The 16,123-nt window shown below is 61.7% G+C and carries 13 protein-coding genes; 8 read left to right on the top strand and 5 right to left on the bottom strand.

Annotation, left to right across the window (positions count from 1 at the left end; all coding sequences use genetic code 11):
- The coding region (locus DM872_RS03665) for a serine dehydratase beta chain (protein WP_306296685.1) at positions 1-695 on the bottom strand (695 nt) is incomplete at its 3' end.
- Between the two features lie 509 nt (positions 696-1,204).
- Here DM872_RS03665 and DM872_RS03660 point away from each other — a divergent pair.
- Entirely contained in the window at positions 1,205-1,624 is a 420-nt protein-coding gene (locus DM872_RS03660) for an acyl-CoA thioesterase (protein WP_179058183.1), read from the top strand.
- Positions 1,625-1,725: 101 nt separating this feature from the next.
- On the opposite strand, the gene DM872_RS03655 is transcribed toward DM872_RS03660, so the two are convergent.
- Positions 1,726-2,028 (bottom strand): hypothetical protein, encoded by a 303-nt coding sequence (locus tag DM872_RS03655; RefSeq protein WP_179058182.1) that lies wholly within the window; start codon positions 2,026-2,028, stop codon positions 1,726-1,728.
- Positions 2,029-2,235: 207 nt separating this feature from the next.
- Between DM872_RS03655 and DM872_RS03650 the strand changes: the two genes are divergently transcribed.
- Positions 2,236-3,276: a threonine aldolase family protein gene (locus tag DM872_RS03650; protein WP_179058181.1), complete on the top strand. Its 1,041-nt coding sequence runs from the start codon at positions 2,236-2,238 to the stop codon at positions 3,274-3,276.
- A gap of 874 nt (positions 3,277-4,150) precedes the next feature.
- Positions 4,151-6,196, top strand: a complete 2,046-nt coding sequence (gene fusA, locus DM872_RS03645; RefSeq protein WP_179058180.1) for an elongation factor G — start codon at positions 4,151-4,153, stop codon at positions 6,194-6,196.
- A gap of 135 nt (positions 6,197-6,331) precedes the next feature.
- Here fusA and gstA read toward each other — a convergent pair whose 3' ends face one another.
- Positions 6,332-6,937 (bottom strand): glutathione transferase GstA, encoded by a 606-nt coding sequence (gene gstA / locus DM872_RS03640; protein ID WP_179058179.1) that lies wholly within the window; start codon positions 6,935-6,937, stop codon positions 6,332-6,334.
- A 294-nt stretch (positions 6,938-7,231) separates the two neighbouring features.
- Positions 7,232-8,335, bottom strand: coding sequence for a glycine-betaine demethylase subunit GbcB (gene gbcB / locus DM872_RS03635; RefSeq protein WP_179058178.1), 1,104 nt, complete (start codon positions 8,333-8,335; stop codon positions 7,232-7,234).
- A 364-nt stretch (positions 8,336-8,699) separates the two neighbouring features.
- Between gbcB and gbcA the strand changes: the two genes are divergently transcribed.
- The 5 genes from gbcA (at position 8,700) to DM872_RS03610 (ending at position 15,316) form a co-directional block, all read left to right on the top strand.
- The gene (gene gbcA, locus DM872_RS03630; protein ID WP_179058177.1) at positions 8,700-9,989 is read left to right on the top strand and encodes a glycine-betaine demethylase subunit GbcA; all 1,290 of its coding nucleotides are present in this window, start codon (positions 8,700-8,702) and stop codon (positions 9,987-9,989) included.
- A 481-nt stretch (positions 9,990-10,470) separates the two neighbouring features.
- Positions 10,471-10,791, top strand: a complete 321-nt coding sequence (locus DM872_RS03625) for a hypothetical protein (protein ID WP_179058176.1) — start codon at positions 10,471-10,473, stop codon at positions 10,789-10,791.
- A gap of 461 nt (positions 10,792-11,252) precedes the next feature.
- Positions 11,253-11,819, top strand: coding sequence for a fimbrial protein (locus DM872_RS03620; RefSeq protein ID WP_179058175.1), 567 nt, complete (start codon positions 11,253-11,255; stop codon positions 11,817-11,819).
- A 73-nt stretch (positions 11,820-11,892) separates the two neighbouring features.
- Complete coding sequence (locus DM872_RS03615) at positions 11,893-12,624, top strand: fimbrial biogenesis chaperone (protein WP_179058174.1); 732 nt, start codon at positions 11,893-11,895, stop codon at positions 12,622-12,624.
- Between the two features lie 241 nt (positions 12,625-12,865).
- Entirely contained in the window at positions 12,866-15,316 is a 2,451-nt protein-coding gene (locus DM872_RS03610; protein ID WP_256873281.1) for a fimbria/pilus outer membrane usher protein, read from the top strand.
- Positions 15,317-15,327: 11 nt separating this feature from the next.
- Here DM872_RS03610 and DM872_RS03605 read toward each other — a convergent pair whose 3' ends face one another.
- Positions 15,328-15,963, bottom strand: coding sequence for a response regulator transcription factor (locus DM872_RS03605; RefSeq protein ID WP_179058172.1), 636 nt, complete (start codon positions 15,961-15,963; stop codon positions 15,328-15,330).
- Positions 15,964-16,123: the final 160 nt, after the last annotated feature.

Below are 16,123 nucleotides of genomic sequence, written 5' to 3'. Positions count from 1 at the left end.
AGGATGCCTTCGTGGCCGAGGCCGTTGCTTACGCATTCCTGCATGGCGTCCCAGAGTTTCAGCAGCCCGGCGCGGATCTCCGCCTCGCTGCGCCAGGCCTTCTCGTTGGCCAGCATCAGTTCCGAAATGCGCAGGTTATGGCGCTGGCACAGCACCAGCAGCTCCTCGGCGCTGGAGAAGTCGTAGGGCAGTTCGGTGGCGTCCTGATCGAGTTGCCCGGCCTTGGCCTGGGCCTCGTCGACCACGAAGCCGCCGCCGACGGAGTAGTAGGTGTCGCGGTGCAGTTCGCCCGCCTCGCCTTCGACAATCAAGGTCATGGCGTTGGGGTGGTAAGGCAGGTTCTCGTCCAGCAGCAACAGGTCGCGGTTCCAGTCGAAGGCCACCGGGTGACTGCCATCCAGCCGCAGTTCGCGGGCTTCCTTCAGCGCCTCGATACGGGGAGCGATCTGTTTCGGGTCGACCTGGTCCGGCCATTCGCCCATCAGCCCGATCAGGGTCGCACGGTCGGTGCCGTGGCCGACGCCGGTGGCCGACAGCGAGCCGTACAGGCGCACCTCGACGCGCGTCACCTGCGCCAGCAGGCCGCGCTCACGCAGCGCCGTGGCGAACAGCGCCGCCGCCCGCATCGGGCCCACGGTGTGCGAGCTGGAAGGGCCGATACCGATCTTGAACAGGTCGAACACGCTGATGGCCATGCAGGTTCCCCGCTTGGAGGCAATTTAGGAGCGATGTGAGGGGGCGAATTCATTCGCGAATCAGGCCGAGCCTGCCCAGTACGATTCTCCCGATCCCGCCTCAGCGAAATCTGTCTGTATCCGACTCGAAAATGTACCGGCGCACCGCCTCGCCCACAGAAGCCGGGGATCATGCTGTGGATAAGCTGTAGAGCCACCGCCCGGCCCCTTGCGTCACGCGGCTTGCAGCCGAATGGTCATTTCTTGAGCCATTTCAGGCGCTTGCCGAAACAGCTGCCCCCAGAATCTGTGCAGTGGGCTGTGGATAAGGTGTGTGTGTCGATGCCGAATGGCGGCGCTGCGGGACTTGCGAAGAATTGATCAAAAAACAACCAAATTAAACACGCGATTAAATTTTGTAACCCCTGCGGCGGCCATTCAAAGCGATTGGTATAACTGACCGCGTTCAAATAATGACCGCTTCAGAACCCGACTTCCTGTTCCAGTCACTCCTCACAAGGCAGCCTGACATGACCGATACCCTCACCTACCGCGGCGCTGTCTATCCCTGGCACTGCGATCACATGGGCCACATGAACGTGATGTGGTACGTCGGCAAGTTCGATGAAGCGACCTGGCAGCTCTTCAGCTTGCTCGGTCTCGCGCCATCGCGGCTGCGCGGCGAGAACGCGGGGATGGCAGCCGTGGAACAGCGGATCGAGTACCGGCGCGAGTTGCATGCCGGCGACGTGGTGTCCATTCATTCGCGGGTGCTGGAGATAAAGGACAAGTCGATCCACTTCTGCCACGAAATGCGCAATGACGAGACTGGCGAGATCGCCGCCGTCACGACCCTGGTGGGCGTGCACCTGGATACCCAGGCGCGCAAGGCCCGCGCGTTCCCGGAAGATGTCCGCGCGCGGGCGGCGGCCTGGGAGCCGGTCGACTGACCACTATCCCCACAAAACGTGGACGTTCCTGTGGACAAACTGTGGGAGCGGCCACGCAGCCCGCGTAATGCCTGGGCTGCAGCCGATCGATCAAATTATGCTCAGCCGTTCAGCTGACTCAGGCAGGACTGGGACACCTTGATCAGGCGCTGCTGGGTCTGATCGGGCAAGGGGGTTTTCTGGGTCTTGAGTTCTTCAAGCTCGGCAGTGCTGAACTCAGTGCTGACCTGGTCAGCGGCGCAACTGCAATAACGCTGCAGCTTGTCGCCTGACACATTGGCCTGCGCGCTGGTCTTGCACTCCTGGATGAAGTGGTCGCGCTCGCCGCTGGGCCATTCGGCGGCTATGGCCGGCAGGCCGATCAACACGGGGATGAACAGGGCGATCAGGGTCGGGTAACGCATGTCGGTTCCTCCTTCCTGGGCAGGGCGTCGCCGTGAGGCGGGCTCTTGGATTCTGAGGGGCGGATGGCCGCTGGAGTTCCCTTGGTCTGATCAGGCGCCAGCCATGGAAAAGGATGTCGCCTCGAGCGAATCCCAAGCCTTCAACCTGGCGTAAAGTTAGGCCCCATACGCCTGTGCCTGCAGGCGATCGGACAGAAGGACCAGTACATGACCGACCAGACCCAGCAATTCGCCAGTGACAACTACTCCGGTATCTGCCCGGAAGCGTGGGCCGCGATGGCCGAGGCCAATCACGGCCATGAACGCGCCTATGGCGATGACCAGTGGACGGCGCGGGCCTCCGACTATTTCCGGGACTTGTTCGAAACCGACTGCGAAGTCTTCTTTGCCTTCAACGGTACCGCGGCGAACTCCCTCGCCCTGGCGTCGCTGTGCCAGAGCTACCACAGCGTGATCTGCTCCGAGACCGCCCACGTCGAGACCGACGAATGCGGCGCACCGGAGTTCTTCTCCAACGGTTCCAAGCTGCTCCTGGCCAAGACCGCCGACGGCAAGCTGACGCCCGAAGCGATCCGCGAAATCGCCCTCAAGCGCCAGGACATCCACTATCCGAAGCCCCGCGTGGTCACCCTTACCCAGGCCACCGAAGTCGGCACGGTCTACCGTCCCGAGGAAGTCCGCGCCATCAGCCAGGTGTGCAAGGAGCTGGGCCTTAACCTGCATATGGACGGCGCGCGTTTCTCCAATGCCTGCGCCTTCCTCGGCTGCTCGCCGGCCGATCTGACCTGGAAAGCCGGGGTGGACGTGCTCTGCTTCGGCGGCACCAAGAACGGCATGGCGGTGGGCGAGGCCATCCTCTTCTTCAACCGTGATCTGGCCGAAGACTTCGACTACCGCTGCAAACAGGCCGGCCAGCTGGCGTCGAAGATGCGCTTTCTCGCTGCTCCCTGGGTTGGCCTGCTGCAGGACGACGCCTGGCTGCATTACGGCAACCATGCCAACGCCTGTGCACAACTGCTGGCCGAACTGGTCGCCGACGTGCCCGGCGTCAGCCTGATGTTCCCGGTGGAAGCCAACGGCGTGTTCCTGCAGATGTCCGAACCGGCGCTGGAATACCTGCGCGACAAGGGCTGGCGCTTCTACACCTTCATCGGCGCCGGCGGTGCGCGCTTCATGTGCTCGTGGGACACCGAGATGGATCGCGTGCGTGAACTGGCCGCGGATATCCGTGCGGCGATGGGGGCCTGATTCACGCCTCCGGCTTTCTTCTCTTGTGGGGGCGAATTCATTCGCTAAGGGCAGCGCAGTTGCCCCCCTTGCCCCTTCGGGCGGCAGGCCTGCGGCCTGTAGCGATTGAAATCGCCCCCACAAGTTTCCACAGGCTTCTCTCGTTCCCTCTTTCCCCGCCTTACCCCCGTTTTCCGTGGACCAACCTGTGGACAATCTGTAGAGCCACTGCTGCAGCCCACGCCGTCCGCGGCCTCCCGTCACTTGTATATTTCCTGATCTACTTCAACGACTTGGCACTTCTTCCACACAGATTCTGTGCAGCGAAAGGTACACAAGCTGTGGAAAAAGGAATGCGCACCTAGTCCTACCTGCCTTGCGCAGAATCGATCAAAAAGTAGACAGTCTAGTGTTTCTGCGGATCTATCCCCATAGCCTGTGAATAACCCTGTTGAAAACCTGTTGGTGGCTATGTATAGGCAAAGCCCCGCAGTTCAAGGCTTTCAAACAGATTCACGGAGCGGAGCGGTCAGCCGCCGAAATATTGCGCACAAAATCCGTGAAGAACCCTGTGGAAAAACCGTTTGCAAGTCGATCAACGCCAGCATTTACGCACTGTATAGAGAAGTGATCACTTGCCGATCTATTGGCCGTTCAGGTCCATCCGCAGGTTAAAAACCCGGTCAGCCAGTGGAAAACCCGGTGTTTACTCACAAAGCCAGTGGAGTCTTCTGTGGACAAGCTGTACAGACACTGGCCGACACCAGGAATGGCGGGGCCTGCCGCGATTCGTACATTTTTCGCGCAATATCAATGAGTTGTAGAAAGCACGAGCCATCCGGGCACGCATGGGCCGCCTGCCTATACTGGAAACACCCAGTGTGCGGAGGTACTCATGGCGAACTACTCGGTGGAATCCATTCGAACGGTCGCCCTGGTCGGCCATGGTGATAGCGGCAAGACCAGCCTGACCGAAGCCCTGCTGCAGGGCAGCGGCGCGATTGCCAGCGCCGGCAGCCTGGAGCGCGGCGACACGGTGTGCGACTTCGATCCACTGGAGCGCGAATACCGCCATTCCCTCGCCTCCGCCCTGGCCCACTGCAGCCACGAGGGCGCCGAGCTCAATCTGATCGACACCCCCGGCTATCCCGACTTCATCGGCCAGTCCATCGCCGCCCTGGCGGCCGTGGAAACCGCGCTGGTGGTGGTCAATGCACAGAACGGCATCGAGCTGACCACACGCCGGATGATGACCATGGCAGCCGAACGCGGCTTGTGCCGGATGCTGGTGGTGAACAAGATCGATGCCGAGCGGGTCGACCTCCCTGCCCTGCTGGCCAACCTTCGGGAAGTCTTCGGCAAGGAGGTACTGCCGCTGAACCTGCCGGCAGACAATGCGAGCCGCGTAGTGGATTGCTTCTTCGAGCCTGCTGGCGAGGCCGACTTTTCTTCGGTGGCCGAAGCTCACCAGGCCCTGGTCGACCAGGTGGTGGAGGTGGATGAGGAGCTGATGGCGCGCTACCTGGAGCAAGGTGAAATCGCCCCGGCTGAACTGCATGAACCCTTCGAGCGAGCCCTGCGCGAAGGGCATCTCATTCCCCTGTGTTTCACCTCCGCACGCACGGGTGCCGGGGTGGCCGAATTGCTGGACATCCTCGCGCGCCTGGCGCCCAACCCCACCGAGGGCAACCCCCCGCTCTTTCTCAAGGGCGAGGGAGCGGATGCCAAGGCCTTCCGCTCCCGGCCCGACCCTCAGCAACACGTCCTGGCCCACGTGTTCAAGGTGGTGATCGACCCGTTCGTGGGAAAGCTGGGCATCTTCCGCGTGCACCAGGGCACCCTGATGCGGGACATGCAACTGTTCGTCGGCGATGGGCGCAAACCCTTCAAGCTCGGCCATCTGCTGCGCCTGCAAGGCAAGCGCCATGAGGAAGTGACACGGCTGATCCCCGGCGATTTCGGCGCCCTGACCAAGGTGGACGAAGTGGAGTTCGACTCGGTCCTGCACGACTCCCACGACGAGGATCAGATCCATCTCAAGGCCCTGGACTTCCCCGAGCCAATGCAAGGGCTCGCCATCGAGGCCAAGCGCCGTGGCGACGAGCAACGCATCGCTGAGGTACTGAGTCGTCTGCAGGCGGAAGACCCCTGCGTGAAGCTGGACTACCAGGCCTCTACCCAGGAAACCGTGCTGCGCGGCATGGGCGAGCTGCACCTGCGCTACCTGCTGGATCGCATCACCGGCACCTACAAGCTGGAAGTGGAAACCCGCCCGCCCAAGGTCCCTTACCGCGAAGCCATCACCCGCCCCGCCGAGGGCCACAGCCGGCACAAGAAGCAGACGGGCGGCGCCGGCCAGTTCGGCGAGGTGTTCCTGCGTATCGAACCGCTGCCGCGTGGCACCGGTTTCGCCTTCACCGACGAGGTGAAGGGCGGTGTGATTCCGTCGCAGTTCATTCTCTCGGTGGAAAAGGGCGTGCGCTCGGTGCTTACCTGCGGACCGCTGGCAGGCTTGCCGGTGGAGGATGTGAAGGTCACCGTCTACGACGGCAAGCACCACCCGGTGGACTCCAAGGACATCGCCTTCCAGGCCGCCGGACGCAAGGCCATGCTCGATGCCCTGCGTGCTGCCGGAGAGGTCGTGCTGGAACCTGTGGTAGCGGTGGAAGTGACTGCGCCGGAGGCCAACCTGGGTGATATCACCACCGACCTGATTGGCCGTCGCGGCCAGGTCACGGGTACCGAGTCACTGTCCCAGGGTTTGGCGCTGGTCTACGGCCAGGTGCCCCTGGCGGAGCTGGACGGCTACGCCGGACGGCTCAAGGCGATCACCCAGGGCCACGGCGCCTTCAGCATGGTCCTCAGCCACTACAACGCCGCACCCCAGGATGTTCAGCAGAAGCTCTCCGGCAACTACAAGGCGGTGCAGGAGGAGGATTGAGAATCCTTGTGGGGACTGGCTTGCCTTGTAGGAGCTAGCTTGCTAGCGAAACGGGCCATTCGCTGGCAAGCCAGCTCCTACGGGCATTGCAGCTACTTGCAGCACTTGATGCAGACACGGCCCACCGTTCCGGTATCAGGCCAACCCCTCCGCCTTCAGCGCGGCCTGCACGGCCGGGCGGGCCGCCACGCGGGCCTGGAAGGCCTGGAGATCGGGGCAATCGGAGATGTCCATGTTCAGGTGACCCGTCCAGTTGGTGACCGTGAAGAGGTACGCATCCGCTGCGGTGAAGTCGTCGCCAGTGAGGAACTGCTGGTCATGCAGTTGTTGGGAAATCCAGAGCAGACGCCGGTGAGCCATGCCGGCGTAGGTTGCCTTGGCCTTGTCATCCAGCGCCGAATTGAACTGGGCCCCGAGTGTCTTGTGCACTTCGCTGCCGATGAATGCCTGCCACTCCATGACGCGATAGCGCCGCATGTCGCCAGCTGGCGGCATCAGGTCGGTGCGCCCGGCCTCGTCGCACAGGTACTGGCAGATCACCGGGCCTTCGGTCAGTTTCTGGCCATCGTCCATTTCCAGCAGCGGTACATAGCCCTTGGGATTGCTGCGGTAGTAATCCCAGTTGTCGGCTGTCTTGTGCGTGGCCAGGTCGACCTTCTCCAGAGTGAAGGGCTTGCCGATTTCACACAGGACGATATGCACGGCGAGGGAGCAGGCTCCGGGGGAATAGTAGAGTTTCATCGCATGGCACCTCAGGCAGGTCGCAGGGGACCGGCGCAGGCAGGTGCGCCGGCGGAACGAAGGTCCGATCAAGCATAGCGGGGGTTACCCCCACCAACGGTGGACCAGGCTGTGGACAAGCTGTTCGTGCCTGATTCGTGGCCGCGTGCTGCGTAGGCTGCAGAGGATTGGTGGTTTTTTCAGCGATTTCAGCGAGTTGCGCACAACAACTGTGCACCGCTGCGTCCACAAGCTGTGGATAGATGGCGCCAGCCCACGATTGCCGCGGGCTGGCGGGAGTTGCTCAGAAAACCATCAGTAGTCGATGGCCACGTCGCCCTTGGGAATGCTGCAGCAGGACAGGATGTAGCCCTCGGCGACGTCTTCGTCGGTGATGCCGCCGTTGTGCTCCATGTCCACCTCGCCGGCGGTCTTCATCACTTTGCAGGTTCCGCAGATGCCCATGCCGCACGCCTTGGGAATATGCAGGCCGACCTTGGCGGCGGCCGAGTGCACGGTTTCACCCGGCGCCACGCGGATGCTCTTGCCAGTGCCGGTGAACTCCACCAGGTTCATCGCGCCGGCCGGTACTTCCGCCGCCGCTTCGGCTGCCTCGGCGGCATGTTCCTTCACTTCCTCGCGGATCTCCGGCGGCGTCGGGCCGAAGGCTTCCTCGTGATAGCGCTTCATGTCGAAGCCGGCGGCCTCCAGCAGGCGCCTGACCGCGGACATGTAAGGCGTCGGGCCGCAGCAGAAGATCTCGCGTTCCATGAAATCGCCGGCCATCAGATCGAGCATCGCGCGGCTCAGGTAGCCGCGATAACCCGACCAGGTTTCGCCGATCTCGTACTTCTCGCAGATCAGGTGCAGCTTGAAGTTCTCGATGCGCGAGGCCATGTGACGCAGCTCGCGGTGGTAAATGATGTCTTTCGGCGTCCGCGCACTGTGGACAAAGATCATGTCCACCGCGCCGTTGGTATCGAAGAACCAGCGCGCCATGGACATCACCGGGGTGATGCCGACGCCGCCGGACAGGAACAGCACCTTGTCCGCCGGGAAGTCGATGGCGTTGAACAGGCCGACCGGGCCGTGCACCGGAATCACGTCACCTTCTTTCAGGTTGTCGTGCAGCCAGTTGGACACCTTGCCGCCCGGCACGCGCTTGATCGTCAGCGAGAAGCTGTAGGGCACCGACGGCGAGCTGGAGATGGTGTAGGAGCGCATGATCGGCTGGCCGTCGATCTCCAGCTCCAGGGTCACGAATTGCCCCGGCTTGAAGAAGAACACCATGGGCTGGTCGGCCATGAAGCAGAACGTACGCACATCCCAGGTTTCCTGGATCGCCTTGACGCAGCGAACCATGTGCCGGCCGTTGGTCCAGGTCTGGGTCGTGATCGGATTGAGGAAGTTATTGGTCATGGACGCTGCTCCGCGCGTGGCCGGATATCGGCCTAATGTGGCGGATTGTGAATAACGCAAAAACGGCCCATTTACCTGTCCGCGACATTCACATGCTCATCGCGACCTGCCAGCAACCACCGGGGCTCGCCCGTCGGAAACGGATGTCCCCATGTCGCCCATGGATAAGGTCGTACCTCCCAGCGCCAGCACACTCATTCCCAGCCGAACCATAAGGCTTCCGAGCGAACCACCCTCGCACCCGCAGCAGGGCAGCCAATCGGCAGGCAAGAAACGAGGGCAGGTCACGCCGCCTTGCGTGACAACCGAATCAGCCACTTATTTGCGGCGGTCGCCGGCGCGACCAGCCATTGAGGAGTTACCGATGGACGTCACTTCCACCCTGAGCCTGGGCGATCCGCTTGAACCCGCACGCAAGGCCACGGCCGAAATGCTCCGCGAACGCGACCACAGCTTCTCCCTGCCGCAGCCGTTCTACAGCGACGAGCGTCTGTTCCAGATCGACATGCAGGAGATCTTCCACAAGGAGTGGTTGATCGCCGGCATGACCTGCGAAATCCCCGCCAAGGGCAACTACCTGACCCTGCAGATCGGCGATAACCCGATCATCGTCATCCGTGGCGGCGAAGGCCAGATCCATGCCTTCCACAACGTCTGCCGCCACCGTGGCTCGCGCCTGTGCGTCAGTGAAAAGGGCAAGGTCGCCAAGCTGGTCTGCCCCTATCACCAGTGGACCTACGAACTCGACGGCCGCCTGCTGTTCGCCGGTACCGAGATGGGTGCCGACTTCGACATGAAGGAATACGGCCTCAAACCCGTCAATGTGAAGACCGCGGGCGGCTACATCTTCATTTCCCTGGCCGAGAACCCGCCAGCCATCGACGACTTCCTCTCCACCCTGGCCCATTACATGGAGCCGTATGACATGGAGAACACCAAGGTGGCCGTGCAGACCACCCTGAAGGAAGCCGCCAACTGGAAGCTGGTGCTGGAGAACAACCGCGAGTGCTACCACTGCAACGGTTCGCACCCGGAACTGCTGAAAACCCTGCTGGAATGGGACGACGTCACCGACCCGCGCGCCAGCCAGGCCTTCAAGGACCAGGTCGCCGCCTGCACCAAGGCCTGGGACGAGGAGAAGATCCCTTACGCCCACGCCAGCTTCGGCCTGCGCAACCGGATCGTGCGCATGCCCCTGCTCGACGGCACCGTATCCATGACCATGGACGGCAAGCAGGGCAGCAAGAAACTCATGGGCCGCATCAAGAACCCGGACCTGGGCTCGATGCGCATCCTCCATCTGCCGCACTCGTGGAACCACTGCATGGGCGATCACCTGATCGTGTTCACCGTGTGGCCCATCAGCGCCCAGGAAACCGTGGTCACCACCAAATGGCTGGTGCACAAGGACGCGGTGGAAGGCGTGGATTACGACGTGCAGCGCCTGCGTGAAGTCTGGGATGCCACCAACGACCAGGACCGTCGCCTGGCCGAAGAGAACCAGCGCGGCATCAACTCCACGGCCTACCAGCCGGGCCCCTACTCCAAGACCTACGAGTTCGGCGTGATCAACTTCCTCGACTGGTACAGCGAACGCATGCTGAACAACCTCGGTGATACCCCGGCCACCCAACTGCGCCAGGTCAACGAGTAACACTTCCAGGGAGCTCGGCGAGGCGGCTGCGGCAGCCTCGCCGGGCGGAGGAACAGCCATGTCCGTATGCCTCGGCTTCGCCATCCTCCTGACGCTCTATGGACTGGCCTCGAGCCTGCTCAAGGCCTGGTCCGAACGTTCACACTGAGGTCCCCTCAAGGACCACCCTCGCCCTCGTCGGGATGTCGGCCCTGACGGGGGCTTTTTTTGCCCGCCATTCCTCACCAACGTCCTTTCTGAAGCACCGTCGGTCCGGCAAAACCCTCAATGATCCTCAGTTCCAGCGGGAAATTGGCTGTGTGAAATTTCCCATTCCTGAGGAAGTGCGGATAAGCACACATTCCTCATAGGAATTCTCCGGCGATTGCGAAGAGACTTCAGACGGACCCTGAATTCCTACAGAAAAATCGGAAACCCCAAGATCTAGTAGGTCAGAGCCGTCTGATCTTTACTGACCCTAAGTCAGATAGAGGGCTCAGCCATGAAGAAAATTCTTATCCCAGTAGCGATGCTGCTGATTGCATTTTCAGCGGTTTCTCATGCACGCGACGGCAAGACAACTCATGGCGTCATTCACTTCGTAGGGAGCATTGAGAGGGGACCGTGTGAATATTCCACGGCCACTTGGAACCGGCATGCGGGTCGAATCAATGGCGTCAGCCCGGGCAGCGCCGGGGCGGCTCCCGCTGCAAATGGAATCTGTGCAGGCGTAGCTGATACGTCCTCCATCAGCACTTATGCAGTCGCCAGCAGCTCCCGTTCCACGATTCGCGGCAAGGTGGTGATCGTCACCTTCAACTGAAAGGGCCAAGCCCCCCACGGGGCCTTGCCTGCTATCTCCGGTGGGGGCAACGGCAAGCTGCAGCTGCCGTCGGAAGCAGACAGCTTTCAATCACGAAGTGTTGGTATCAGCCGAATGCCTCCGCGCGGAACCCGCTCCGAATCGCCCCGGCCAAGCAAGGGCCTGCTTCCTTCTCCCCTCACGCACAAGCGGAAAGCCGTCGCCTCGACCTGGACCCGCTCTCCGAAAGCTTCGGCACAGGTGCAATCAAGCTGAATCATCCGTTCATAGGGGCTTTCAGCCTGCATTGAAACGACCACGATCGTCGCTGAAAACGCCGGCAAGAAAGCGGCTACCCCCAATATCGGTAATTCCTTACAGAATCAAAAACCCCATCTGATATTCCCGAATTTCACCAGGGATTATCTTGGCCGGGCATTTCGATGCACCACTTTTCGTGATCAATTTGTCTGGAGTAACACATGAAAAAGATCTCCCTGGCCTTCCTCGCGATGTCCGTCATCGCAGCTAGCGGTTCCGCCTTTGCCATCGACGCAGGTGGTGGCCAGATCAACTTCACCGGCTTCATCAACAACGACGCCTGCACGGTAGACGGCTCCGTCGGTAAGGAAAAGGCCATCATCGTCGATATGGGCAACCTTGCCATCAAGGACATCGGTACCGATACCGCCCCGACCAGCGGCCGAATCGGCGCAAGCAACTTCAACCTGAAGGTCAACTGCAACGAAGGCACCAAGGTCGCCATGGTGTTCGACGCCGCAGCTGGTTCCGGGTTGGTCGACAGCAAGCCAATCCTGGCCCTGAACCGAAGCACCGAATCTGCCACGAACGTCGGCATCGCCATCATGGACAGCAATGGTGAAATCATTGACCTGCGCACAAAAAACACCGCCAAGATCGAGAGCGCACTGAACGGTACCGACGCCACCCTGACCTTCGCCGCAGCCTACGTCACCACTGCCGACCCGAAGACCGCCACTCCCGGTGACGCTAACGCCACCCTGCCGTTCACCCTGCAGTACGAATAAGCAGGAACGGCATCCATGAAGCCTGGCGGGGCCATCCGGCCCCGCTACTTCCCTGGTACCTGATGGTAATCCTATGCTCCGTCGCACGATCTCCACCTGCCTGGGCGCCTTGAGCCTGGTGCTGGCTTCCCACGCATGCGCGGGAATCTCTCTCAGCTCCACCCGTCTTGTCTTCAACAGCCCCAACAAAGAGGCCAGCATCACCGTTCGCAACACTGGAAAGGACGTTCTTGTTCAGTCATGGATCGACAGCGACAAGGATTTGGACACGCCGCCACCTTTTGCCGTGACGCCTCCTCTGGCGCGCGTACCTGCGAACGAACGACAGCTGTTGCGCATTCTCTACGAAGGCAGCGGCATGCCTACCGACCGGGAGTCGGTGGTATGGCTCAACGTCCAGGAAATTCCCCAGACCAGCGAAGGCCGGAACATCTTGCAGTTGGCCGTACGCCAGCGAATCAAGATGTTCTTCCGTCCGGAGGGGCTGAAGACCGAGGCCCACCGTGCACCAGAAGAACTGCAATGGCAGCTCGCGCGCCTTGGCGGCAAGACGGAGCTGAAGCTCCGAAACCCGGGTAAATACCACGTCTCCATGAGCGATGTGAAGTTGGGCACCACGGTGGCCGTCGACTCCACCATGATCGCCCCCGGCGAAGAACGGGTATTCAGCGTCCCGGATCTGCCGTCTGCGAAAGCCGTTGATCTGACCTTCTTCAGCATCAACGACTACGGAGCCCTGGTGCCCTACTCCGCAAGCCTTTCCATCGGGAGTCCCGCTGGAGCCACGGCAAAGCGGTCCGAGTGAGCTTGTAACGAGCTCTATCCCCAAACCTCTGGCTCACCTCCGGCGGGTGCTGAACGCTCCCGCCTGGCACCGCTCGTCCTGAGGGGAGGTGAACCGGGCAGCTCGCAGGCATTGAGTAATGAGCAATTGGCCCAGTCATATCGAGGGACGTTCCACTCGGTTGCCCGCGGGCAACCTGAGATCGCGCCCCCTGGTTCGCCGCAGCAAACTCGCGCTAGCCATTTCCCTGGCTCTCCCTTCGATGACGCTGCATGCCAAATCCCCCGAACCGCTACCGGTGGCAGACGCCCAGGTCGATTCGTTCAACACGACCTTCCTCAAGGGTGCGCCCTCAGCCGTCGACCTGCAGTCCCTGCTGCACGCGAACAGCGTCGTGCCTGGCAATTATCGGGTGGACCTTTACAGCAACGAGGTACTGGTCGGGCGTAGGGACATCGACTTTTTGCGCAATCAGCAGACGGGAATAGTCGAACCCTGCCTTAATATCGAGCTGCTTCACCTGCTGGGCATCGACCTGGCAAAGCTGGTGGAACAGGGCGTGGTCAATCCCGACGGGGCCGACACCTGTTACGACCTGTCGACACTGATCGACCAGGCCACACTGCGCTACGACTCCACTCGCCTGCGCCTGAGCGCCAGCATTCCGCAGATCGCCATGCTCCAGGGCCGGCGCGGCTACGTAGACCCGGCCCTGTGGGACAACGGTGTCGCCGCCGCCTTCGTCAATTACCAGCTCAACACCAACCGGAACCGGGACGACTACGGCCGTCAGACATACAACAACCTGGGCCTGCGCAACGGCATCAACCTGGGGGCATGGCGTCTGCGGAACGAATCCAACTACCGGACGGGCACTGGTCGGCCAAGTTCCTTCACCAGCAACCGCACTTACTTGCAGCGCGACATCACAAGGCTCAAGGGGCAGTTCAGCCTGGGGGAGATCTACTCCGACGCCCACCTGTTCGACAGTGTGCGCTACCGCGGCATCAAGCTGGCCTCCGATGAAGCCATGCGGGCGGACAGCGAGCGCGGCTATGCACCGGTCATCCGTGGCGTTGCGGAGACCAACGCGACCGTGGAGATTCGTCAGAACGATTACATCCTCTACTCCACAACCGTGGCGCCGGGCCCGTTCGAGATCAGCGACATCTTCCCCACCGGTTCCAACGGCGACCTGGAGATCACCATCATCGAGGCCGACGGGCGCCGGCGCGTGAGCCAGCAGGCCTTTTCGAGCCTGCCGACCATGGTCCGCGAAGGCCAACTGAACTACAGCCTTTCTGCCGGCGAGTTCAATAGCAACAGTGACGACCTCAAAAACCCGGCATTCGTCAGCGCGACTGCAGCCTACGGCCTCAGCAGCAACCTCACGGGCATTGCTGGCACCCAGGCCACCCAGGACTTCAATGCCGTATCGCTCGGTGCCGGGCGAAATACCCCGATCGGTGCTGTGTCGGTCGACGTAACGCACTCGGCCAGCCGGGTTCGTGGGCTCTCCGCCCGAGGCAACAGCCTGCGTGCGCTGTACGCGAAGACCTTCACCGGCACTGACACCAGCTTCACCCTGGCGGCCTATCGCTACTCCACCGAAGGCTATCGGACGCTCTCCGATCATGTTCAAGAACTCACCCTGGGCATGCCGAGCACGAGTGGTCGCTCGAAGATCCGTACCGACCTGACCGTCAACCAGACCCTTGGCCAGCGCAAGTACGGCAGCCTCTACATCAACGCCAGCGACGAGCGTTACTGGAATCGCGGCGGCACGCGCAGCCTCTCCGCCGGCTACTCCAATGGTTGGCGCGACGTCAGCTACAGCTTCAGCGTGAGCCAAACTCGCAACATCGGTACTGCCGGCCCGTCGAACGACGACACCCAGCTAAACCTTTCCGTGTCCTTCCCTCTGGGCTCGAAGCCACGGGCGCCACGCGCCTACCTCTCGACCACCCATCAGGACAGCAACGACAACACGCAGGTCGGCGTGAACGGCTACCTGTCCGAAGACAGCGACACCTCCTACTCGGTGCAAGGCAGCCAGAACAGCAGCAGGGGTAGCTCGACTTCGGTCAACCTGAACAGCCGCACCTCGCTTGCGGAGATCAACCTTGGCTACAGCAAGGGACGCAGCTACACGTCGGAGAACCTCACCTTGTCGGGCTCCGTCGTCGCCCACGCTGGCGGCATCAACCTGGGCCAACCGGTGGGTGAAACCTTCGCACTGGTGGAAGTCCCCGACATCTCGGATGTCAGCGTCAGCAACTTCAACGGGGTCAATACCGGATACAACGGCTATGCCATAGTGCCGAACGCTCAGCCCTACCGGACCAACTGGATCACCCTGGACACACGCAACCTCGGCGGCGGCGTCGAGATCGACAACGCTACCCAGCAGGTCGTGCCGCGCCGCGGGGCCATAGTGCTGGCCCGTTACGAAGGAAAAAAGGGGCAACGCGTCCAGTTCGAGCTGTTCGACAGCCTGGGCCAACCCATCCCATTCGGCGCTTCGCTGGAAGATGCCAAGGGCAAGCAGCTCGCCATCTCCGATCCGAGCGGCAGGGCACTGGCCCTGGTCGAAGAGGACCAGGCCACGCTGACCATCAAGTGGAGTGGGCAACAATGCGCCGCCGCCTACGCGCTACCGCCACAAGACAAATCCAGCAACTACCAGCGCTATCGCCTCAGCTGCCAGAACTGAGGGAAGAAAGGTCAGCCCTCGGGTCGTTCGGCGAGGTCGTTGCGCCGGGCGAACTCGATCAGCTCCAGCAAGGACCCGAGGTTGAGCTTCTGCTGGATACGGGTCTTGTAGGTGCTGATGGTCTTGTTGCTGAGCAGCATGCGCTCGCCGATTTCCTTGTTCGACAGCCCGGTCGCCAGGTACTGCAAGACCATCAGCTCCTGGTTGGACAGCCTCTCCACCAGCTCGCTTTCGCTCAGCGCCGGTGCCTGGCTGCCGCTCATCGAAATGGACGGAAACACGGTGAATCCGGCGTTGATGGCATTGATGGCCGTGAGCAGGTTCTGCAGGTCCTCTTCCTTGCTGACGAAGCCCTTTGCTCCCGCCTGGAGACAGCGCTGGGAAAAGCCCTCTGCCGACTGCGAAGTCAGCACCAGGACATGACTGTCGAGCCCCAGCGCCTGGATTCGCGAGATGACATTGAGGCCATCAAGGCGCGGGATGCCAATGTCCAGGATGACGATATCCGGCTCATGTTGACGGATCATCTGCAAGGCATCGACGCCGTTATCAGCCTCGCCGATGACCTCCATCCCGTTGCGCTCCAGCAACATGCGGACAGCCATACGGATCACTGGATGATCGTCGACGATCAGGGCACTTCTCATTGCAACCTCGAAAAAGGGGCCAAGCATCCATGACGCTGCACCCGAACTTGGCCAAAGCCGACAACCGATGAATTTTCCTACAACCACCTAGGACGCATCGCCTAGCTGGGGACGCGTGTCCGTAGGTAACTTGGCCGTTATCCCAACCGCTGTCGAGCCC

Origin of the sequence: Pseudomonas taiwanensis (assembly GCF_013393345.1) — a bacterium.
GTDB classification, from domain to species: Bacteria; Pseudomonadota; Gammaproteobacteria; order Pseudomonadales; family Pseudomonadaceae; genus Metapseudomonas; species Metapseudomonas resinovorans_C.
Note: the sequence above shows the minus strand (reverse complement) of the source record. Positions and strands in the feature narration are given on the sequence as shown.

Excerpts from the sequence above, each read along its gene's own strand:
- DM872_RS03620 (WP_179058175.1), top strand. The coding sequence starts at position 11,253 with ATGAAAAAGATCTCCCTGGCCTTCCTCGCGATGTCCGTCATCGCAGCT.
- DM872_RS03605 (WP_179058172.1), bottom strand. The coding sequence starts at position 15,963 with ATGAGAAGTGCCCTGATCGTCGACGATCATCCAGTGATCCGTATGGCT.
- gbcB (WP_179058178.1), bottom strand. The coding sequence starts at position 8,335 with ATGACCAATAACTTCCTCAATCCGATCACGACCCAGACCTGGACCAAC.
- DM872_RS03660 (WP_179058183.1), top strand. The coding sequence starts at position 1,205 with ATGACCGATACCCTCACCTACCGCGGCGCTGTCTATCCCTGGCACTGC.
- DM872_RS03610 (WP_256873281.1), top strand. The coding sequence starts at position 12,866 with ATGACGCTGCATGCCAAATCCCCCGAACCGCTACCGGTGGCAGACGCC.
- DM872_RS03650 (WP_179058181.1), top strand. The coding sequence starts at position 2,236 with ATGACCGACCAGACCCAGCAATTCGCCAGTGACAACTACTCCGGTATC.
- fusA (WP_179058180.1), top strand. The coding sequence starts at position 4,151 with ATGGCGAACTACTCGGTGGAATCCATTCGAACGGTCGCCCTGGTCGGC.
- gbcA (WP_179058177.1), top strand. The coding sequence starts at position 8,700 with ATGGACGTCACTTCCACCCTGAGCCTGGGCGATCCGCTTGAACCCGCA.
- DM872_RS03615 (WP_179058174.1), top strand. The coding sequence starts at position 11,893 with ATGCTCCGTCGCACGATCTCCACCTGCCTGGGCGCCTTGAGCCTGGTG.
- DM872_RS03655 (WP_179058182.1), bottom strand. The coding sequence starts at position 2,028 with ATGCGTTACCCGACCCTGATCGCCCTGTTCATCCCCGTGTTGATCGGC.
- gstA (WP_179058179.1), bottom strand. The coding sequence starts at position 6,937 with ATGAAACTCTACTATTCCCCCGGAGCCTGCTCCCTCGCCGTGCATATC.
- DM872_RS03625 (WP_179058176.1), top strand. The coding sequence starts at position 10,471 with ATGAAGAAAATTCTTATCCCAGTAGCGATGCTGCTGATTGCATTTTCA.